We start from the raw sequence: 22,099 nt of genomic DNA on the forward strand, positions 1-22,099 counted from the left end.
CTTTTTTCCTCCTTTTTATTTTTTAGGTTCTTCTGCTTTAACAGACAACACTTTTGCCGTACCGTCTGCTCCTGCTTCAAGATTCGCTGTGATTACTTTACCGGCAGATTGAAGAGCAACGATATCAGCTAATGTTGCTTCTTTTAATTTATCTTCTGATTTACCAGTCGCCTCATCTTTAACTGTTTCTACAATGTTAAATTTAGCATCTTCAGCAAACTTGAATGTTTGATTTTTAAGAGCAAAGCCGCTGAAGTCAAAAGTGACAGTATCACCAGCAATTTTCGCAGGCTTAAACTTCTCAATTTTTGTGATATAAGGCTCCAGCATCGTTACTTCATCCGTTACCGTGCTTGAATAAAGCGCACCTTCAAATTTCACGTCCGCTTTAGCGGCATAGTTACTAAATTCAGTAAATGTGAATGCTGTAGTTGGATTATTAGGGAGATTCTGAACAATAGCATTTAAGTTAAATTTCTTAGCAGCATCGTTAAATGTTAAGTTTCCGCCCACATAGCCTAATTTACCATCGACTAATTCAAGTCCATCTCCTGATACGAATGCTACTTCATTTTTGCTATTGAAAAGAATTTGTATCTCTGTTCCAGCTGCTAAATTATCTTTCTCACCTTGTTGCGCATCTAAGAAGATTGATGCATTAGCTGCTAGTTTATAGCTTACAACTCCAGATTCATTCTTAAGTGAGAAACCGGTAGCTGTTAAGCCTGAAACAATACCCTTCTTCGTTTTATAGCCTTCTTTAACAAGCATATATTTGTCAATCGCAACAGCTGCTTGCTCTCTTGTTACTGCTGCATCAAGATCAGTATCAATATCTAGAACGCCTTTACGCTCTAAATAGAATAAATAATCGATTGGACGGTTAGACCAAGCCTTTTTGAATCCAAGTCCGTAAGCTAAAGCCTTAGCTAATTCGCCTTGTGTAATATTAGACTTTGGTTTGTACTCGCCATTTTTATTTAGGCTTAGCAGACCGGTGTTAAGAACTTTTAATACCGCTGCATTTTGCCCCTTCGTTGTGTTAACGTCTTTAATTTTCACTACTTTTGCAGCACTTAAAGGAACAATTCTGCTTGTGATTTCCGCAAATTCAAGACGACTTAACCCAGCTTCTGGGTTGAAATATGTATCCTTGTCTACAATAATTCCTAAAGACACTAACTTATGGATTGCCATTTCACCTTCAGAACCAGATAGATCATCAAAACTTACCGCCATTGCAGAAATACTGCTAAATGTAAGTGTCGTTGCTAAAGCTCCTGTTACGATAAATTTCCGCCAATTTAACATGTTTGAACCTCCTAAATTCATCATTTTACTCAAAACGGAAAAACGAATAGAAAAAATCACCCCTTCCAATTTTTTGATTTGTCAGTAAATTGATAGCATACTAGAGTCTTGCACTTCAAACCGACTAGTTAGTTTCAATTCGGTTAAAAAAATAAATCTTCATTTTTGCTTAAAACAATAGCTATCATCAAACTGACTAGTTAGTTTTTTTAATTTTAGCATTTGCCTATTTAAATATCAACATGAAATATTCAGTAACTAGTAAATTTTGTCCATTACCTATATGAAACTATAAGGCGAGCTACCTATTATGTTAGATTCTCGCCTTTATTACTATTTCTCTAATTCAATTGTCATATCTAAATTTTCTAAAAAATGAGGGGAACTCATCTTGACTGTGGCAATATTTAAATTTTCAAGGGCTGGCATGTTCGAAAATGTTACTTCATATTGATTTGGCGTACTTCCCATTCGTTCAGCTGGCTGATCTCGGTCAAACCGATTCCCCTTTGCATCTTCAAGCCAAAATGAGTTTGCCTGTTTATAAGCGTCATCGCCTTCTACCTCATAAATGAATGTTGTAACTCCATTTTTCTCATTTGCTTGCAAAATAGTTAATTGCCCGATTTCACCTTGTGATAGAGTTAACTTTGCTCCCTCCCATTTTTGTCTTTCAATTATCGGGGACGAATTCTGTTTATCACGAAGATATGGCTTAATGGTGATTGATTTCGGTATTGACTCCAAAGGCTCATAATAATATTTGTATGACTGAACGAGTTTACCATTCTGCGGACTTCCACCACCACTTCCACTAAAGGGTTGTAAGGTACGCCCATGTTCATCCATCAATTGGTAATTTAACAACATGTATTTATCGTTAGCAACATCCTCTTCACTAATTACTCGAAGAGAAATCTCTGTTGAGGTCGGGAAGAAGGTTACTTTTTCATAGTAAATCGTTAAATCTTCTATTTCCTTCTTTTGATTCACAAGAAAAACTTTATTTGGCCCTTTCCTTTCAATCGGGAGTTCAACAAAACTTGCGTTTGCTTTTGTAGAACGAATTCTAAGTTTAAAAGATTCTGGGATTCTGTCTTGTACATGAATATTAATCGTTCCTGCATAAATCCCCTTACCAATCTTAACTTCTTTTCCACCTATTCCATAATTTTGAATGGGGTGACTATTTATGAAAAATTCTAGGCTATTTACAAATTTTGTTGGCTTACTGTTTTTTGGGGATTCGATTAAATACCCAAGATGAATTTCGCCTCCGTCATAGAGAGTCTCTGTAAACGTAATTATCTGCCCGTCTATCTCAAGCTTCATCCCTTGCACTGTTGATAAACCTTCATCCTTCCCCTTTTTCACTCCAATATTACCAACAAACTCAAATGCAGAACCTATCAAAGGGAGATTCTTCATGGTGTTAGCAAAAGCTGGAGAAACAAAAGATAATCCAGACGTAACTAAAATGGCGATAGTAGCAATCGCTAATCCATAATAAAGTTTTGGTCTTTGATTTTTTCTTGGCAGTTGTCGAAGCGTTTCTTCAATCCGCTGATCTATGCTACTTGGAAGGGTGCCGTTCACATCCTTTTTTAATTGTTGTTCCCATTTGTCCATGTCTCAAATTCCCCCTTTTCGATTAGAATCATGCGCAATTTCTCACGTGCTCGACGTAGCTTTGTTTTAATTGTATTTTCGGGTGCTTCATATATAAGAGCAAGTTCTTGAATGGAGAGGTCCTCAATATGAAATAATTTAATTAGTTGCTTTTGCTCTTCAGGCAAGAGATCAAGTAATTGATCTATCTCGATTTTGAAATAACCCTGATCAAGTGATATTGGCTCTTGATATTCGTCAAAAGGGATTATTTTTTTCCGATGTCTATGAATCTGGTAGCACTCATTTATTAATATACGAATTAACCAGGTTTTAAAAAAAGCTGGTTTTTTTAGTGAATGGATGTTTTTATATGCTTTTAATATCGCTTCCTGAATCGCATCCGCACAATCTTCCTCACTTGAAAGAATGGTACGAGCAACTCGATACATCGTTAATTTATTTGTTTGAATCAAGTTTTCAAAGGAGGATACATTCCCTTTTATCGCCCTTTTCACGTCTTTAATAATATCCATAGTCACTCTCCTTTCTTTTAGATTTATTTGTTAGATGCGTAAGTGGCTAGTTAGGTTTCATTGATGGAAGAACAAAATGCGCAAGCGCCTTGACAGCCCCGACAAGCAAATGCTTCTCCACCCGGAAAGTCGTTCTTTGACTTTTTGGGTGGAGAACATTTGACCTCGAGGGGCTAGGCGCTGGAGCTGGATTACGCCAAACTTCTTCAGAGTTTTCCACATCTTGTTATTTTATAAATTCTTAAGCTACAAAAAAGCAAACCAGAAATAAAAAATTCAGGTTTGCCTTAATGTTTTTCTTTACTTCTATAACTTAAATTGCTCCATTAGTTCCTGCATTTCTTGTGAAACTTTACTTAACGCAACTGCTGAAGCTTGTATCTCTTCCATTGATGCATTTTGTTGTTGTGAGGAAGCAGCAATAGTTGAAACGTTATCAGAAGATTCACGTGCTATATTGTTTAAATTCTTGACTAGTTCTGATACCTGTTTTGATTCATTAGACAATTTTTCTGCTGCTTCGGATACTAAACTAATTTTGTTGGATACATCATCTGTGGAATTCAGTATGTTTCCAAATACCTCACCTGCATCACTGACTACCTTCATTCCGTTCTCGACCTCAATCGTTCCAGAGTTCATCGATTCAACAGCTTTTAATGTTTCTTGTTGGATCACATGGACAACGCCAGTTATTTGTTGCGCTGACTTTTCAGATTGCTCAGCAAGCTTCCTCACTTCATCCGCAACAACAGCAAATCCTTTTCCACTTTCACCCGCACGTGCAGCCTCAATCGCGGCATTTAGCGCAAGTAAATTGGTTTGCGAGGCTATCTCCGTTATTACTTTGACAAACTGACCTATTTCTTTGGATCTATCCCCTAAAATTTTAACTATAGAAGCTGATTGATTAACAGATTGATTGAGTGTTTTCATCTGTTCTGTTATTTTCCCAATATGTTCGCTTCCTGTTTGAGCTTGTTTATACATAAGAGTGGAAGCGCTTGAAACATCATGTGATGTTTTCGCAATTTCTATGATTCCAATAGCAATCTTCTCCATTGAATTCGAACTTTCACTTGTTGTACTCTCCTGTGTATCTATCCCGTTAGCAATTTCTTGGATAGAAAGGGTAATTTCATTCGTCGACAATGCGGTTTGCTCTGCACTAGCAAGTAATTCTTCTGATGAAGCCGCTACTTGTTCAGCTGTTTCTCCGACACTCTTTATCATGCCTCTAATATTTCTAACCATTGCATTAAATTGTTGACTCAGCTTTCCTAACTCATCATTTCTCCGCTCGGGTAATCGAACGTTTAGTTCACCTTGCCCTACAAGGGAGATAGCTGAAAACAGATCTTTAACCGGCGCAAAGATTTTCCTTAAAGCAATAAATTGAATAAAACAAATAACAATTAATAATAGTAGTAAAGCAACGCTCATCTTCATGACTAATTCATTTTGGCTTTTGGTGATCAAACTTGCGTCCGTATCAATTCCAAAAATAGCGATCACCTCACCATTTTCATCGATGACAGGTTCTAATGTAGTGACCCACGTCCCGATACTATCCTTATATACATTTGTTGAGGCTGGCTTCTTTTCCTTTAAAACCATTTTCGCTGCGTCTATCCAATAATTGGATTGTTCAAGCATATCCCCAAGTACTACTTCTTCGATATCCATTAGATGCTTTGGTCCAGGCATAATCATCGTTTTGTTGCCATCGACGATCTCCGCCCCGAAGAAATAGCCTTGTGCTACATTTTTGTTTTTATCTGATAATTTAGTTAGGTTTTCTATTAACCTAATATTATTTTCAGAACTCTTATCAAAGTCTTCTAATGCTAGTTTGATATCTTCGGTGTCAAATGTACTTATCCAAAGATCAGCCACTCCCATTGATTGAGTAGTCAAGCTTTTCGTCATCACTGTTTTCTGAATAAAATAACTTGCAATAATTAATACAATGCCTAACACAAATAAACTAGATATGGTAAATAATAGATTTCTTCCAAAAAGAGATTTCAACATGATCGTTCCTCCAAAACTGTATTCTTAATTCGCTCATTTCTGAAATAAATTCTTACTGTCAGACCCATTCTTTCGTATGATCTACGCGAAAGGAACTCTATAAACGATGGGGTTTGGAAATATAATAGCCTTGAATAATAGGTATTCCCATATTAATGGCTCTTAAAAGGTCGCTTTCGGTCTCAATTCCTTCTATAACTAAATCTATATCGACACTTTCATCTCCTTGTAGAAATGATATTCCTGATTGATCTTCTTTTAGATAAAGTTTTTTTATAAAAGTTCGATCCAATTTAACAAAATGCGGACAAAAATTATTTATTTTACAGAGTGAGGACTCAATATTTTTAATATCATCAAAAGCTAACTTAAATCCTTCATTCTTAAGAAGCTGTAAACGAGCTTTAAATGAGCTTTGCTCCCAGATATTTTCTTCTATTGGATCTTCATTGATTTCAAAAACTACCCTGCCCTTAATATGTGGGTAAACAGCAATCATTTTCTCTAGAAATGAATTGAAATCCTTATGTACAATTGTCGACGGAAAAATATTTATAAATAGATAAAATTCATTAAGAAACTTTAGGGGGTATTCTTTAACTGCATTTAAGATAGCAGCTATATCCAAGTCATATAGTAAATTTCTGCTACGAGCATAATTAAATAGTTCAGTGGGATTCATTTTTGTAGGGGTTCTTAATAATGCCTCATATGCAAAAATACTTTTACTCAGATTGCTCCAGAGGGGTTGAAACTCATTGTAAAAGAGCTTATCTCTTATGAAATCCTTTAATATCATTTCATCCACTACTAAACCTCCCTTCTAAAGTATTTATTTTTTCAAAAAAATTAAGTCTCTACATGTCATTCCAATATCAAGAATTACCTTCGACAATATTTTTCAAATATAGACAATATTATTATATTTTAAATAGACCTAATAGTCTAGTTTGATTATAATTAAATAATAATCATTAATTTGGCTGCCTTTAAAATGAAGGTAGGAGGAGGCAAAGTATGAGTCAGACGGCAATCGAATACGAGTTAACTAATGAGAAGCCTTTGAAAACACTCTATAAAAATAAGAAATTCATTCTTTTATGGATTTCAAGTTTATTTACAGGGCTTTCATTGTCCATGTATATGTTGACTGAAACATGGTACGTAGTTAATGTATTGGAAAAAAAATCTATGCTCGGATTCGTTCTTATGGCTACAACACTACCGAGGGTGCTGCTACTGATGATTGGAGGGGTTATAGCAGATCGAATGAAATCATCTACCATCATGTTTTTGTCCAATAGTATGAGGGGAATATTAATTTTAATTATGATCTTCTTTTTACATGTCGGATTATTAAACATTTGGCTACTCATTTGCTTTGCCTTATTATTTGGGATACTAGATGCCTTTTTTTGGCCAGCAAGTACTTCCATTATTCCAATTATTGTTGATAAGCAAATATTAACAAGGGCGAATTCCATTATCCAAACGACAAGTCAGATTACAACAATAAGCGGCTCCGTTGTGGCTGGATGGCTATTATCGATTAGTTCCTTCAGTGTAACCTTTGGTTTTGTTTCTATTATTTTAGTTATTAGTGGGATTCTAGCCTTTCGTATAAATGATGAGAATCGAGTTAGAATTTCTAGTGGCTCTACTTGGGGGCAATTATTAGAAGGATTAGTATATGTAAAAAAATCACCTCTATTAATAAGTACAATGCTTTTAGGAGTTATCGTTAACCTATTATTCGCGGGTCCAGTTTCACTTGCGGGACCACTATTAGTAAGTGATCTATTCCAAGGAGACATTCAGGATTTAAGTTTTGTTCAAAGTGCTCTACCTGTTGGGATCGTTATTGGAGGATTTCTTGTAGCGGTTTGGAACCCTACGAAAAAAAGAGGAAGAGTGTTTTTACAGCGGCTTGTTATTATGGGATTTGTATTAGTGTTGTATAGCCAGGTAAAGGAATTATGGCAATGTATTCTTACTACTGGCTGGCTCGGAATATTAATTGCAGCAGGAATACCCCTCAGGTCACTCATCCAAGAAAATACCGAACCTGATAAACTTGGCAGAGTACAGGGAATCAATTTTACTGCCACTACTGGATTAATTCCATTGTCCTATGCTCTTACATCCATTTTATTATCTTGGGATATTTCTATTCAAAGCATCCTTTTCTATAGTGGGGTATTTTTGATTTTAGTAACTTTACTTGCTACTTGGAAATTTCCAATCTTAAGAAAAGCTGATTAAAAAAATGCAGTGGAATCGTCAATCGATTCACACTGCATTTTTTACCCCCTAATATTTACAATTTTATATAACTATTAATTATTTTCCCCCCAAAAGGAACATTTAAATTTTGAAAGTCATCAATAAAACGCTCTAAATCATGGTTATTATACTCGATATCTTTAAACTGAATATGAATTGTATTGCCAATTTCGATGATCGCATATTTAGCCCTTGGTCCTCTATTTATGCCTAGTGGTCCTGGATTCAGATAATATCTTCCTTCTGATTGAAAGTAATACACAACATGATGGTGACCAAAACAAACCATATCGATTGATGAATTATGATAAAGAGCATCTAATTTCTTTATTGATGACTCAGAATCAACTGGAATAAAGCTTTGACTGCCATCTAAATGATAGTGTTTAAATAGTACTTTCTTTCCTTCGTATTCACTCAATATTGTTTGGGATAACCCAAATAAGAATGGGAAGAACTTTGGATCAATTCGCTCTGCAATCCAATAATGATGTTCCTTAAATAAGTCATCAGGATTTTCTTCACCGTTTAAAATGCTTATAATTTCTTGATCATGGTTTCCTTTAACATAAGAAATATTATTCCGATTTGATAACAATTCTAAAACCTTGTTTGATTCGTGACCGACACCAATCATATCCCCCAAACAATATAAATGTTCTATGTCTTGATATTTATCGATGTCTTCTAACACCGCTTTAAGTGCCGAGCTATTACCATGAATATCTGAAAAAACAGCAATTTTTATACTCATTCTCGATCCCCTGTTCTACACTACTATAGGATGATTTTCCATATATTGTTCAATCTCATCGACCGTACGAATGATGTTTTTAGATAAGTTCTCATATCCTGTATCCGTAACGAGAATATTATCTTCGATTCGAATTCCTATACCTTCCTCATCTATATAAAGCCCTGGTTCTACTGTGATAACCATACCTGGTTGTAGAATACGATTGTGATAACTGCCTACGTCATGAGTGTCTAACCCGAGGAAATGGCTAACTCCATGATAAAAATAATTTTTAATTTGGTGATCTTCCTTAATTAATCCAATTTCTTTACATCCTTTTATTAAAATTTCCTTAGCAACACTATTCAATCTACTAAACTCTAAACCTGGTTTAATTATTTCCTCGACTGCATAAAGAGTTTTGAGTACAATATTATAAATTTGTTTTTGTCTTTCCGTAAATTTCCCATTTACGGGAAAGGTGAAACTTATATCGGCTTTGTAGAGACCGCGCTCCGCCCCTAAATCTAATAGAATAAGATCTCCATCCTTCGTTTGACAATTATTATCCTTATAATGCAATATTGTCGCATTTTTACCGCTTGCAACAATGGACTTATAAGCTTTATTTGAATTTCCGTTTTGCTTCAATGCAAAGTCAAAGAAAGCTTCTAACTGGTATTCCCATAAATATGATTCTGCGTTTTCTAACATATTTCTAATTCCTTTATCCGTTACCTCAATTGCTTCTTTTATTTTATTGATTTCGACCTCTGTTTTAATAACCCGCATCTCACAAATCTCATGATAAAGATTTTCAATTTTTAAATTGGGGTAGAATTTTTGAATGTCTTTAGCAATCTTATGTGAGGGACTCTCAGCTTCTTCAAAGCTATGTGCTTCTAAATCGAGATAGAGTGTTTCGTAATGATTGCTTCTCAATTCATTAGACAGGAATGAATGAAAATCATTTAAGTAAACGACTTGATCGACACTGGATAGATATTTCGCCTGCTCTTTAGAAATGGTCTTACCTTCCCATTTTTCTTTAAGAGGATTGGGCTCTTTTATGAACAATAATTCACTGACCATGTTATTTACCTTTTTCATGGCATAAATAACATTAGCCTCCGTTATCCCAGTTAAATAATAGAAGTTTTTATTTGGAGTAAAGTCATAATATTCGTCAGCAGATTTTCTAGGCGCCTTTCCAGAAAAAAGAATCATTATCGATTGATCTAGCAGTTGGTCACATAACTTTTTTCGATTTTTTTCAAAAAATTCGGGTTTCATTTATTTAACTCCCTTTTATGTCAGATTCTAGTGTGAGAAACCAGACTATTTATTTATATAAAACAAAAAACCAGGCAATCCCTACATGAAGGAACTGCTGGCCTTTTCAAAAAGTCCTATAGGATACGTGAAATCATGGGTTTGGGTCTAGATTTAGAACCTGATTGATCATCAATTTCTATTGATTGATTGCTAAATATTAAAATAAAATTTGTCGTCATTTGGACCACCTCATTTACTTTTAACTTACTAAGTTTAGAATACCGTATGTTACAAATTCAAAAAAGTGAAAATTATTTGATTCCTTTTCACCATTTACAAACCTCTACTTCATTATGTTATTGAAATTGAGTACTTCCATAAATCCAGAGCCATCACTGTTTATTTTAGCTACTATTTCTTCTTCATAGCTCCCATCTTTATTGTTTCTATCATAAATGAAATAAAGGGTGTTCTCATTTAGGTAAATAGGATGCTCTGCATAAGATTGCAAATTGGTTATTTGCCTTTTAATACCTGAAAGTATGTCCCTCTCAACTAATTCATATGGCTCCTGCCCACTCTCACTGTAAGCTACTTTTTTCCCATTTGGTGATAAAGTAGCGTTGGAAAACAGGTTCGTTTCACCATAAGCCAAAAGCTCTTTCGTATTAATGTCATAAATAATAAAATCTGTACCCTTACTACTTCCCTCTATTTTTATCACCTTTTTATTTCCATTATAAGGTATCATGATCATTCCAAGCTTTTCACCGTCTGCTGTTATCGATAGATCAGACATCCACTCACTTGAAAAGCTAGTTAGGCGTTGTTCGTCAGTACCATCAACATTCATTGAAAATAAATCATATGCATGTAGCCCTGCCGCTACACCACTGTGCGCAGCGTAAAACTCCTTTGCTTTTATCAAATAAATTCTCTTCCCATCTGGTGAAAAAATGGCGTCAGTTACGATCTCGTCTTCAGATGTTAATCTTTTATTTTCTGAACCATCCTTGTTCATAATATAAAGAACTTGATTTAATTTCTTTTTGTATATGGATGCTATATAAAGGATTTTTTCTCAATTATTTGAAAAGATAGGATTGATATGATCATCCTTCCTTGGACTAGTTAGCCTAGTAACGTTCCCTTTTAAATCGGTAAGATAGATGGCTCCTTTTCCCTTTTTAAAATATGAAAAAATAATCTCTTCTTCATTTGGGGAAATAGAGGTGCCACCATATATTCCTTGTTTAGGATAATAATCTTCAAAAAACAAACTTCCCCATAAAGATTTTCCGAAATAGAAAAATAAAATACAAAAAACGACACCTGAAAAAAGAACGAATCCTATTATTTGTTTTCGCAGCTTGTTTACCTCCTTTCAGTCTGTTCCTAAATGTTAAACCGACTAGTTAGTTTAATTGTAAAATTATTGCCTTATAGAATGACTCTTATTCATGATCGATTCCTATGTAATAAATTTTTTCTTTAGATAAACCTAATGTATAATTAATATAATAAATACGGATTGCTCAGGAAACATAATAAGAATTTGTGCTTTGTTTTTAGGAGGTAATTTATGCAACTAGCAGATTATTATTTTAGACTTTATAAAACGCTAAACACAGATTCCCAGACTTTCACTTTAATTAAGGCAAATATATTACAAATTTCTACGATATGTGATTGCACAAGTAGAAATGCAAAATATATAGTCAAGGAAATGCAGCAACAAAAGTGGATAAAGTGGCATCCTAAACCAGGCAGAGGAAACATTTCTTCTATTGAGTTCTTAAAAACTAATATAGAAGTCTTTCATCAGGTCATTCATCAAAAAATAGCTGATGGAGATCTATCTTGGTGTTACTCTCAATTAAAGCATTTTGATGCATCTACTCAAAAAGAATTCTTAGATGTCTTACATAATAAATTCGGATACGAAGCGGTCCAAAGTAGCGATAAAAACATTGATATTTTGCGATTACCAGCCTCATATAAAATTAAAGAAATAAGTCCTGAAAAATTACAATTTGTGGAGCAGTTGAATATCGTAAAACAAATATTTGATACACTTGTCAAATATAACCCAAGCAACGATCTTGTTGAGCCACATCTTGCACACTATATTGAAATAAATTCAGAAGCTACCCAATTTACATTTTATTTAAGAAAAAGTATTTCCTTTCATAATGGAAAAGGGTTTACGGGTCATGATGTAAAATATACTTTTAATCGAATAAAAAATGTACTACATCCCAGTTTTTTAAATCAAATATTTTCAAATATAATCGAAATTCAAGTCCCGCATCCTTTAATGGTTACCATTGCATTGAGGGAGCCGAATCACCTCTTTTTAAAATTTTTAACGGCAATTGAGGCTTCCATCATACCTGAAAATGCCTATGAAGAGTATGGTGGTCATTTTGATCAACTACCTATTGGAACTGGTCCCTATAAAGTAAAAGATCATACGGAAGATAGACTATATTTAGAGGCGAACCTCTTATATTTTAAAGAAAGGGCCCATATTGATACAATTGAAATTTGGACGATCCCTGAATTTGACTTTACGAATAAACCGCTTTCCTCCTTTCTTCCATCACCGCCAACAGCAAGTTGGATAAAATCAGAAACGATCGAAAATGGTGCTTTATTCCTTACATTTAACTTATCTAAAAATGGGATCACTCAAGACAAAGAATTCAGGGAATTTTTATTTTCTCAAATAAATAAAAACCATTTAGTTAGTCGATTAGGGGATGATTTCCAAACCGCTGATCGATATTTTGTTTCATCAAAAGATTGCGTATCAAAGGCATCTAATCAATGTTTGTCAAATGAATATAAAGGTCAGCTGAATCTCGTCACACTAAACAGTAATCTTTATATGATGACAGCTACTTGGTTAAAAGAATTATGTGAAAAGGTTGGGATATCATTAAATATAATTATTCTTCCTGATTTAGATGAGTCTACTTTACGTGATGTGTTTGAAATTGGAGACCTTTTCTTAATAAAAGATAGTGTGAGCGAGAATATCGAATGGGACATCTTTAATATTCTCTATTCCGATACATACTTTATCAATCGAGTGTTAAACAAAGAATTAAGGGATAAAAAGAATCAAATTCTTAAATCTGCGTTTAAAGAAATTTCTATTAAACGGAGATTCGTTTATTACCGTAAGATAGAAAATCTATTATTAAAGGAATCCATTGTTTGCTTCTTACTTAGACACCAACAGCATGTATTAACCCATCCAGGCTTGCAAACTCATTATCATGGAAATGAATTGCCTTATAATCAATTATGGTTTAAGCCATTATGTTAGTTAAATGTGAAGGGCTCCTATAATCTTCTAAAAGCAAAAGATAATCTTCGTGTCAAAAATCTATTTATGAAACAGTTGTTAAGAAGTAAATAAAATAGACCTCAAAATCTGAGGTCTATTTTATTTACTAAATTTTCATCTATCTTCTAATAATCTTATATAAAATTCCTACCAAAAACCTTGCGCATGGTGCGGTAAAGGGGAGTAAAACAATAGTATAAATTGTACCCCAAACTAATGTGTCTTCGATGTTTATCGTTTCCTTACCACCTCTAACAATATACTCACCAAAAATTGCACCTATTGTTCCACTGTATAAGGTTACAAAGAATGCACAAATACAACTAATAAGCCAAAGTTTTTTATTGGAAAGTTCTTTTCTATTGTGAAAGTATCCACCTAACACTCCAAAGGTAGCCGCAAATGGAATAATGACTGAAAAATATAACCAACTTTCACCCCAGAATGAAGTTATTCCCCCAGCCCATGCCTGCCCAATTAGCATAAACAAAAAAGCAATAATGAATGAAAATAAAGCACCAAGAATTATACCTTTTATCCGAGAAAGTTTTTTCATAATCTACACACCCACCAAGTTATCCTAAGAAGTTAAATGTAAATCATCTTTTAAAACCATACTAATATATACATCCCCATGCACTTTATTGATTTCGGTATTTTCTTTTATATATCCCGCTTCCATAAGACCATCATTAATCTTTTTTAATAATAACAGTTTAAAAAAATGCGAACGATTTGGTCCTATTTCTGCAGCGAGTTCCCAAATCCATGCTTCTAAGCTTACGCTAATCGGAATCTTCTCCGACTTTTCATTCGTCCCTCTTTTAGAACGAGATTTTTTATACAATAATCCCCTTTTTTTCTCTTTTAATATAGTCAATTTATACAGATGAGCATAAAGCTCGTTCACTTGAAAATTAGGATCAGTTGCGAAATGTTTTTTCAACTCTTGTGTTAAATAATCTAGGAATAATTGTCGAAAAAATTTGGTTCGATTGGGTTCTATTTTGCTAACAAAATCCCACATCCACTTTTCTAAATTAATACTTGCCGATATTTTTCTATTGGACGATTGACTAGGCATCATATCACCTCATTTATCATAAATAAAACGACTGATCAGTTTATTTAGAGTATAATATATTCCCCTTCTTTTCTCAATTACTTTCTTTTTATGGAATCATTTTCTTTATTTTTAAAATATTTGGAATAAATTGCAGGAATATAGTCCTAATCATCGAATTATATTTAGTCTATATATTTTTGAGGAGGAACTGTATGTCATTACGGCTTTATATTATTCACCGAATCTTCCAAGCGATTCCCTTACTCTTTATCATTTCAATTATCTCTTACTTATTAATGAGTCTCGCACCTGGTGATGTGCTTTCAATGTTCGAAGATCCTGGTGCATCCCATTTAGCTACACAAAATCAAAGAGAGCGAGTATTGGAGAGACTTGGCCTAGATGTTCCAATTTATATGCAGTATTTTAATTGGATCAAAGGAATTGTTCTACATGGTAACTTTGGGCGTTCCTTTTTAGATGGCCAGCCAATTATTCATTTAATTTTAGAAAGAATGCCAGCAACCTTAACTCTTACGATTACAGCAATTTTAATTTCACTCATTATTTCTATTCCAATTGGAATCTACTCAGCAGTGAAAAGAAATTCATTTTTCGACTTATTTTTTTCATTTAACTCTTATCTTGGTATTTCTTCCCCATCCTTTTTTATTGCTTTGATGGCGATTCTTTTTTTGAGTCTAAAGCTGGAATGGTTTCCGGTAAGCGGGATGAGAGCGGTGTTTGATCATTTTGATTTTACTGATCGGATTAGCCATTTGGTCTTACCAGCAAGCGTCCTTGCTTTTGGTATGATCGCTCAATATACTCGATTTATTCGTTCAAGTATGCTCGAAGTCATCAATCAAGATTATATACGAACAGCGCGAGCAAAAGGATTATCTGAGTTTAAAGTTATTGGTAAGCATGCCCTTCGTAATGCGTTATTGCCGATTATCACAATCATTGCGATGCAATTACCGATCATTGTCGGTGGAGCTTTTATTATTGAACTACTTTTTGCATGGCCAGGATTAGGACGATTAGGAATCCAAGCAGTCTTTATGCGTAACTTCCCGCTCATAATGGGAATAACGATGCTCGTTGCTGTAGCTATTGTTTTATGTAATTTATTAGCTGATATCCTTTATGCGATCGTTGACCCGAGGATTCGATTTCAGAAGAGAGGGTAAGCATAAAAAAATCTTATGGACTATACAATCCATAAGATTTTTTTTAAGCTATCCCTTATACTATTCGTAAAGGGGGCAACGACATGAACGAAAATCAAGCAGCGAATTATCAAGATCTTGATGAAGAAACATTATTTATGGTATCGCAAACCTTTAAAGCTTTATCAGATCCAACAAGGTTACGAATATTAAATTTGCTTTTTACTGGAGAACATTCCGTCAACGATATTGCCGATAAGCTTTCTTTATTACAATCAAATGTTTCCCATCAGCTCCGTTTTTTGAAAAATTTACGCCTAGTCAAATTCAGAAGAGAGGGTACGACTCTTTTTTATTCCCATGACGATGAGCATGTAATGGACATTTTAAAGAAAACGATTGAACACTCCAACCATCACTAATTGCAAGTACCATGATGGCTTGGGCAGCCGACTTCTTCTTTTTCAATTTGGATCGTGCTATGCTCGATTCCATATTCATCATGGAGAATGGATTGTGCGTGATGTAGCACGACATCATGCGCACCATCTCCAGCGATGCTGATATGACAGCTAAAGGAGTGGAAGTCAGATGTAATCGACCATACGTGCATATCATGGATATCTTTTACAAAAGGTATTTCCATTAGTGATTGTTTGACTTTCTGAGTATCTACCTGTGCAGGTGAACCTTCCATTAAAATATGAAGGGAAGCCTTTGTTACTCTCCAGCCGCTAATGATGATCAGAATTGCCACAATCACACTTGCAATTGGATCCGCTATTCCCCAACCAAAGAAATAGATTAATAATGCAGCAATGATTGCTCCAACTGACCCCAGCATATCCCCTAACACATGAAGAAAAGCACTGCGCACATTTAAATTTTCATCCTTATCTCCTCGCATCAAGATCCAAGCTGCGACAATATTCACGAGCAGACCGATTGTTGATATCGTTAACATTCCTAAGCTTTGAACTTCTGGTGGATCGATGAATCGGTGTATTGCCTCATAAAAAATGTAAATAGAAATTAGAATTAATGTTAATCCGTTTAAGGCTGCTGCGATAATTTCAAAGCGCTTGTATCCAAACGTTTTACTTTGGGTTTTCGCCTTTTCTCCAATTTTAATAGCGATAAAGCTTAACCCTAGTGCCGCTGCATCGCTTAGCATATGCCCTGCATCCGATAATAAAGCAAGACTATTTGTCAAAATTCCGCCTATTACCTCTACAATCATGTAAGTCGCAATTAAGATAAATGAGGTCAATAATACTTTTTTATTGTTCGATCCATGGTGATGATGCCCATGTCCATGGGAGTGAGAATGTCCGTGGTGGTGTCCCATACGATCCCTACTTTCTTTTTATATATGATTATATGTTCATATATACATTATGCAATAATTCCCTATAATGTTCAATCAAAACTTTTCCAAATTTTATATTACCTTTTAAAGTATTATTACTGTATGAATTTTTCAAGGATTTTCCGCTTACAAAACTAATAATTTCAAAACATATTACACACAGACCTTTCAGTCTGAACTTATTAAAAAAATAGGTAAATTACGATTCAATAATTCAAGTGTTTCAATTTTCTTTACAATATTTTGCTATTAGATTATAATAAAATAAACTAAATAGTCAGTTTATTAAATTCATTTAGTCAAAAGTATTAATCTGTACCATTCATTAAAAATACTAGAATTTTTAAGTTTATAGTTAATAGTTTTCAGCAAACAAATTTAGAAATAATACTGAGGTGAAGTAAAATGGCCAAAACTTCATTACTAGAAGTCAAAGGATTAAAAACTTATTTTAATATTAGTAAGGAAAAGGTAGCTAAGGCTGTTGACGGTGTTGATTTCGTTATTAATCCAGGTGAAACAGTAGCATTAGTTGGAGAGTCTGGTAGTGGAAAAAGTATCACTTCCCTATCTATCATGCAGTTGGTGGGAAAGCCAGGAAAAATTAATGAAGGAGAAATAATATTTGGCGGTAAAGATCTTGTCCAATTCTCTGACAAGCAAATGGCTAAAGTTCGTGGCAGCGAAATTGCCATGGTTTTCCAAGAGCCGATGACAGCACTAAATCCCGTCTACACGATTGGTAATCAAATTGTCGAAACTTTGATGAGGCATAAGAAGTTGTCCAAAGTGGAGGCTCGTACGAAAGCAATCGATTTGCTGAAAATTGTAGGATTTCCTCGCGCTGAAGAAACAATGAAGGAATATCCACACCAGCTTTCTGGGGGGATGCGTCAACGTGCCATGATTGCGATTGCAATTTCCTGTGACCCTAAACTGCTGATTGCAGACGAACCGACAACTGCGTTAGATGTGACAATTCAAGCCCAAATTCTAGATTTAATGGATGAGATGAAAAGGAAGTTTAATATGGCCATCTTACTGATTACACATGATTTGGGTGTTGTAGCTGAATATGCAGATCGTGTCATGGTCATGTACGGTGGACAAATTGTTGAAGAAGCAGATATCGAAACGTTGTTTTTAAACCCTAAACATCCATATACAACAGGGTTGCTAGATAGTTTACCAAGCTTAGACAAAGAGGTTGATAGACTCGGAGCGATAAAAGGAATGGTTCCACCAGCCCATAGCTTTCCAATCGGCTGCCGTTTTGCAGACCGTTGTCCAAATGTAATGAGTAAATGTAATGAAAGTAATCCAGAACTCTTTAAAGTGGAATCAGATCACAAAGTCCGTTGCTATCTTTATGAATAGGAGGTTTTACTTGTGACAGTGTTAAAGATAAAATCAGAAAAAAAATCAGAACAAGATTACATATTACAGGCGAAAAATATTAAAAAATACTTCCCTATTAAAGGTGGTGTTCTCAAATCAACGATTGGACATGTAAAAGCTGTCGATGATGTTTCTCTCGATATTTTGAGAGGGGAAACACTTGGTATCGTTGGAGAATCCGGCTCGGGGAAATCAACACTAGGTCGAGTTATTTTGCGATTGATGGATCCAACAGCGGGGCAAATCATTTTTGAAAATCAGGATATCTCTAATTTAGGGAATCGTAAGCTTCGTCCTATCAGACGAGATATGCAAATTGTCTTTCAGGATCCATTCGCTTCCCTCAACTCTAAAATGAGTGTACTCGAGCTAATTGAAGAACCGTTAATTGTTCAGACAGGTTTAAAAAGGAGAGAACGAACCGAAAAAGCTATTAATCTACTAGAAAAAGTTGGCTTAAGACCTGATGATCGATTTAAGTATCCGCACGAATTTTCCGGAGGTCAAAGACAAAGGATTAGTATCGCCAGAGCACTTGCACTTAATCCTAAATTTGTCATTTGTGATGAACCAGTATCTGCTCTTGACGTTTCCATTCAAGCACAAGTACTTAACTTAATGGTTGACCTACAAGATGAATTCAACCTAACGTACTTATTTATTGCCCATGATTTAAGTGTCGTCAAACATATTAGTGATCGTGTTGCAGTAATGTATCTCGGACGTATAGCTGAAATTGCACCTAAGAAAAACCTCTACGATACTCCTTTACATCCTTACACAGAAGCATTATTATCTGCCGTTCCGTCAACAGATATTCGAAATCGAAGACAAAAAATTATATTAAGTGGTGATTTGCCAAGCCCGTCTAACCCACCTACTGGTTGTGCATTTAGAACTCGTTGTCCGAAGGCTCACGAACAATGTGCAGCAGTTCGTCCTGAACTAACGGAAGTTTCTGAAGGACATTACGTCGCCTGCCATTTATATCAGTAGAACCATTTGTTCCAACATATAAGGAGGTGGTTTCTGTAAAGGTAATGTTTTAAGTAAGAAACATTTTATAAAATCAAAAGGGGTGCAATATGTTGAAAAAGAAAAGCTGGTTAGTCATGCTTTGCTTTGTTCTACTACTAGGAGTGTTAGCGGCATGTAGTGGTGGAAAAGAGAAAGCTTCAAATTCGAGTGATGGTAAAAGTTCAGAGCCAAAAAAAGGCGGTACAATCATTGGAGCGATGGATACAGCTCCAGCAGGATTATTCAATCCAGTGTTTTACTCTGATTCCTATGAAAATAATATTTTAGCTTTTACCCACGAAGGATTATTATCTCAAGATAAAAATCTTGGATTTATCCCAAACTTAGCAAAAGAGTGGACATTTAATGATGACCAAACAGAAGTAACCTTTAAGTTAGAAGAAGGGGCAAAATGGCATGATGGGAAGCCATTTACTGCCAATGACGTTGTATTTACCTACAAAACAATTGCTAGCCCTGGTTATATTGAAGCGGGGGGCGTTCGTACCAGTTTCGCAGAAAGATTACTTGGTTATAAAGAGTTTTCTGAAGGAAAAACGAAAGATTTCCAAGGTGTTGTTGCTGTAGATGAGCATACTGTTACGTTTAAATATGCAGAGCCGAATGTGTTAGCATTAGCTGACGCAGCATTCTCTTATTTAATGCCTGAGCACATTTTTAAAGATATTCCAATTAAAGATATGCCTTCCGCTGGACCGTCACGTAACCCAGGAGAAGTCATTGGTACTGGTCCTTTCAAATTAGCGAAGATGGTTGAAGGTGAACAATATATTCTTGAAAAGAATGCCGATTATTGGAAGGGCGAGCCATTCCTTGATAGTGTAGTATGGAAAATTGTAGATCAAGCGGTTATTTTAGGTTTGTTAGAAAATGGAGAAATTGATTTTGTATCCGACCCTAATGGATTCCAAGCAGCTGACTATGAAACGGTCGCAGCGCTCGATCACGTGAAGATCATTGAACAACCTGATTTTGGTTATCAAATCATGGGTATGATGGTAAACCATCGTGCAAAAGATGATCAATCTCTTGACCCAACGAAATGGACGGTTAATAAGAAATTGGCTGACAAAAAGGTGCGTCAAGCCATAGCCTATGCAGTAGATCGCCAAGGAATCATAAATGGTTTACTTTATGGCCGTGGAATTGTTCAAAACTCACCAATGGCAACACAATTCTGGGCATATGATGCAGAGAGTCCAAATCAATATAAGTTTGATCCAGAGCAAGCAAAGAAGCTTCTTGATGAAGCTGGTTATGTAGATAAAGACGGAGATGGATTCCGTGAAGATCCGGAAGGGGCAAAATGGGTATTACATCTAAACTACCCAACAGGAAATCAAATCCGTGAGCGTTCTGCACCAATTATTGAAGAATTCCTTGAAAAAGTAGGCATCAATATTGACCTTCGTCAACCGAAGGAAGCGGCTGCATTTTACGAAGATCTTGAATTGAATGCTCAAGATTGGGATTTATATTTAGCAGGCTGGAGTTTAGACAGTACAGATCCAGATCCAAGTGGATTATGGTCTTCAAAGGCTTCTTATAACTATTCACGCTGGAACAATCCAGAAGCGGATAAGTTGTTAGTAGAGGCTGCATCTCCACCAAATGCGTTTGAACAAGACTTCCGCAAACAAAAATATAGCGAATGGCAAGTCATGTATGGTGATGATCTTCCTGCATTGATTCTATACGCTGCAAGCAGTCTATGGGCACATAATAAACGTCTACAAGGGATTGAAGTATTACCTTATACATTTGTAAACAATCCGCATTTATGGAATGTCACTGAGTAGAAATTAACATTAGAATCCAAGAAGAGAGCGTTCGGTATGACGCCAGATGCTCTTTTCTTTTTTCAAACAGTTTAAATCCCAGCGCCACCACATACCCCCTAGTGTTGGCGCTGACCAAGGTTTTTTTGCTTTATTAGAATGGAGGGTGCAACAATGTACAAATATTTCATAAGGAGAATCCTCATTTTTATCCCTATGCTCATAGCCCTTACCATGATTGTATTTGGACTTATTCAAGCAGCACCAGGTGATCCTTTTTCAGGTAAACTTGATCCAAATATCGATCGAGAAATTTATGAAAAACAAAGAGAGGCACTTGGATTAAATGATCCAATTCCTGTTCAATATTTTCATTGGTTAAAGGACGTGGTAAAAGGGGATTTTGGGGAGTCTTATGTTTCTAAGGGACGAAGTGTAACCGATTTAATTGGAGAGCGAATTGGCAATACTTTTTACCTAGGGATATTTACTCTATTTATTACCATCATTGTCTCTATCCCTATAGGTATATACTCGGCTAGAAAACCATATTCTATTCTCGATTACGGTGCGACTGCGTTCGGCTTTTTCGGATTAGCTGTTCCAAGCTTCTTTTTCGGTTTAGTGGCCATTTATGTATTTTCTATCGAGCTTGGTTGGTTCCCTTCTCAAGGTTCCATTTCCACACCAGGGTTAGAAGGGTTTGAACTTTTTGTCGATAAACTTCAGCATTTAGTTTTGCCGGGATTGACACTTGGCTTAGCGGGTACAGCAACCTATATGCGATTTATGAGGTCAGAGGTGTTAGATGTCTTAGCTAGTGACTATATACGAACAGCAAGAGCAAAAGGCATGACCGAAAGGAATGTATTATACAAACAAACTCTACGTAATGCGATGATTCCCATTGTCACATTGCTAGGCTTTGAAATTGGAACATTATTAAGTGGAGCTATTATTACTGAAGGTGTATATCAATATCCGGGACTTGGTACGTTATTTATTAGTTCTATCACGAATCGCGACTATCCAGTCATTATGGCTATTAATCTAATGCTGGGCTTCTTTATTTTACTTGGAAACTTATTAGCAGATATATTTTACAGTGTCGTAGATCCTAGAATCCGATACGAGTGAGGT

The 22,099-nt window shown here is 35.3% G+C and carries 19 protein-coding genes and 1 pseudogene; 8 read left to right on the forward strand and 12 right to left on the reverse strand.

Annotation, left to right across the window (positions count from 1 at the left end; translation table 11 throughout):
• Positions 1–15: 15 nt before the first annotated feature.
• The 6 genes and pseudogenes from ACFSO7_RS12095 to ACFSO7_RS12120 form a co-directional block, all read right to left on the reverse strand.
• Positions 16–1,311 (reverse strand): S-layer homology domain-containing protein, encoded by a 1,296-nt coding sequence (locus ACFSO7_RS12095; protein WP_377877566.1) that lies wholly within the window; start codon positions 1,309–1,311, stop codon positions 16–18.
• A gap of 333 nt (positions 1,312–1,644) precedes the next feature.
• Complete coding sequence (locus ACFSO7_RS12100; protein WP_377877567.1) at positions 1,645–2,940, reverse strand: DUF4179 domain-containing protein; 1,296 nt, start codon at positions 2,938–2,940, stop codon at positions 1,645–1,647.
• The gene (locus ACFSO7_RS12105; RefSeq protein ID WP_377877568.1) at positions 2,916–3,455 is read right to left on the reverse strand and encodes a sigma-70 family RNA polymerase sigma factor; all 540 of its coding nucleotides are present in this window, start codon (positions 3,453–3,455) and stop codon (positions 2,916–2,918) included. The genes ACFSO7_RS12100 and ACFSO7_RS12105 overlap by 25 nt, the downstream gene beginning before the upstream one ends.
• Positions 3,456–3,761: 306 nt before the next feature.
• The gene (locus ACFSO7_RS12110; RefSeq protein WP_377877642.1) at positions 3,762–4,709 is read right to left on the reverse strand and encodes a methyl-accepting chemotaxis protein; all 948 of its coding nucleotides are present in this window, start codon (positions 4,707–4,709) and stop codon (positions 3,762–3,764) included.
• A pseudogene (locus ACFSO7_RS12115) lies at positions 4,704–5,489 on the reverse strand (HAMP domain-containing protein); the annotation flags it as partial. The pseudogene ACFSO7_RS12115 and the gene ACFSO7_RS12110, both read right to left, overlap by 6 nt.
• A 97-nt stretch (positions 5,490–5,586) precedes the next feature.
• A complete protein-coding gene (locus ACFSO7_RS12120) occupies positions 5,587–6,288 on the reverse strand; it encodes an EAL domain-containing protein (protein ID WP_377877643.1) in 702 nt (233 codons plus the stop codon).
• A 218-nt stretch (positions 6,289–6,506) separates the two neighbouring features.
• Here ACFSO7_RS12120 and ACFSO7_RS12125 point away from each other — a divergent pair, with 218 nt between their 5' ends.
• Entirely contained in the window at positions 6,507–7,751 is a 1,245-nt protein-coding gene (locus ACFSO7_RS12125) for an MFS transporter (RefSeq protein ID WP_377877569.1), read from the forward strand.
• 55 nt (positions 7,752–7,806) lie between these two features.
• On the opposite strand, the gene ACFSO7_RS12130 is transcribed toward ACFSO7_RS12125, so the two are convergent.
• The 3 genes from ACFSO7_RS12130 to ACFSO7_RS12140 all read right to left on the reverse strand — a co-directional run bounded on the left by ACFSO7_RS12130 (position 7,807) and on the right by ACFSO7_RS12140 (position 10,804).
• Positions 7,807–8,526 carry a metallophosphoesterase family protein gene (locus tag ACFSO7_RS12130; protein WP_377877570.1) on the reverse strand — a complete coding sequence of 240 codons (720 nt, stop codon included), beginning with the start codon at positions 8,524–8,526 and terminating at the stop codon, positions 7,807–7,809.
• A gap of 15 nt (positions 8,527–8,541) precedes the next feature.
• Positions 8,542–9,801 (reverse strand): aminopeptidase P family protein, encoded by a 1,260-nt coding sequence (locus ACFSO7_RS12135; protein ID WP_377877571.1) that lies wholly within the window; start codon positions 9,799–9,801, stop codon positions 8,542–8,544.
• A gap of 325 nt (positions 9,802–10,126) precedes the next feature.
• Positions 10,127–10,804, reverse strand: coding sequence for a TolB family protein (locus ACFSO7_RS12140; protein ID WP_377877572.1), 678 nt, complete (start codon positions 10,802–10,804; stop codon positions 10,127–10,129).
• A 561-nt stretch (positions 10,805–11,365) separates the two neighbouring features.
• Here ACFSO7_RS12140 and ACFSO7_RS12145 point away from each other — a divergent pair.
• Positions 11,366–13,117 (forward strand): ABC transporter substrate-binding protein, encoded by a 1,752-nt coding sequence (locus tag ACFSO7_RS12145; RefSeq protein WP_377877573.1) that lies wholly within the window; start codon positions 11,366–11,368, stop codon positions 13,115–13,117.
• A gap of 139 nt (positions 13,118–13,256) precedes the next feature.
• Here ACFSO7_RS12145 and ACFSO7_RS12150 read toward each other — a convergent pair whose 3' ends face one another.
• Together ACFSO7_RS12150 and ACFSO7_RS12155 are read right to left on the reverse strand one after the other, a co-directional pair.
• On the reverse strand, positions 13,257–13,694 hold the full coding sequence (locus ACFSO7_RS12150) for a hypothetical protein (protein ID WP_377877574.1): 438 nt from the start codon (positions 13,692–13,694) through the stop codon (positions 13,257–13,259).
• 24 nt (positions 13,695–13,718) lie between these two features.
• Complete coding sequence (locus ACFSO7_RS12155) at positions 13,719–14,222, reverse strand: hypothetical protein (protein ID WP_377877575.1); 504 nt, start codon at positions 14,220–14,222, stop codon at positions 13,719–13,721.
• A 194-nt stretch (positions 14,223–14,416) separates the two neighbouring features.
• On the opposite strand from ACFSO7_RS12155, the gene ACFSO7_RS12160 reads away from it, so the two are divergent.
• Both ACFSO7_RS12160 and ACFSO7_RS12165 read left to right on the forward strand, forming a co-directional pair.
• Positions 14,417–15,397, forward strand: coding sequence for an ABC transporter permease (locus tag ACFSO7_RS12160; protein WP_377877576.1), 981 nt, complete (start codon positions 14,417–14,419; stop codon positions 15,395–15,397).
• Positions 15,398–15,480: 83 nt separating this feature from the next.
• Positions 15,481–15,798, forward strand: a complete 318-nt coding sequence (locus tag ACFSO7_RS12165; protein ID WP_377877577.1) for an ArsR/SmtB family transcription factor — start codon at positions 15,481–15,483, stop codon at positions 15,796–15,798.
• Here ACFSO7_RS12165 and ACFSO7_RS12170 read toward each other — a convergent pair.
• A complete protein-coding gene (locus ACFSO7_RS12170) occupies positions 15,795–16,724 on the reverse strand; it encodes a cation diffusion facilitator family transporter (protein WP_377877578.1) in 930 nt (309 codons plus the stop codon). The genes ACFSO7_RS12165 and ACFSO7_RS12170 overlap by 4 nt on opposite strands.
• Positions 16,725–17,150: 426 nt before the next feature.
• On the opposite strand from ACFSO7_RS12170, the gene ACFSO7_RS12175 reads away from it, so the two are divergent.
• The 4 genes from ACFSO7_RS12175 to ACFSO7_RS12190 all read left to right on the forward strand — a co-directional run bounded on the left by ACFSO7_RS12175 (position 17,151) and on the right by ACFSO7_RS12190 (position 22,096).
• Positions 17,151–18,122 (forward strand): ABC transporter ATP-binding protein, encoded by a 972-nt coding sequence (locus ACFSO7_RS12175; RefSeq protein ID WP_377877579.1) that lies wholly within the window; start codon positions 17,151–17,153, stop codon positions 18,120–18,122.
• Positions 18,123–18,140: 18 nt separating this feature from the next.
• On the forward strand, positions 18,141–19,139 hold the full coding sequence (locus ACFSO7_RS12180; RefSeq protein ID WP_377877644.1) for an ABC transporter ATP-binding protein: 999 nt from the start codon (positions 18,141–18,143) through the stop codon (positions 19,137–19,139).
• Positions 19,140–19,228: 89 nt separating this feature from the next.
• A complete protein-coding gene (locus ACFSO7_RS12185) occupies positions 19,229–20,980 on the forward strand; it encodes a peptide-binding protein (RefSeq protein ID WP_377877580.1) in 1,752 nt (583 codons plus the stop codon).
• A gap of 153 nt (positions 20,981–21,133) precedes the next feature.
• On the forward strand, positions 21,134–22,096 hold the full coding sequence (locus ACFSO7_RS12190; RefSeq protein WP_377877581.1) for an ABC transporter permease: 963 nt from the start codon (positions 21,134–21,136) through the stop codon (positions 22,094–22,096).
• Positions 22,097–22,099 lie beyond the last annotated feature (3 nt).

The sequence above is a fragment of the Bacillus sp. CGMCC 1.16607 genome (genome assembly GCF_042683745.1).
GTDB lineage: Bacteria > Bacillota > Bacilli > Bacillales > Cytobacillaceae > Pseudoneobacillus.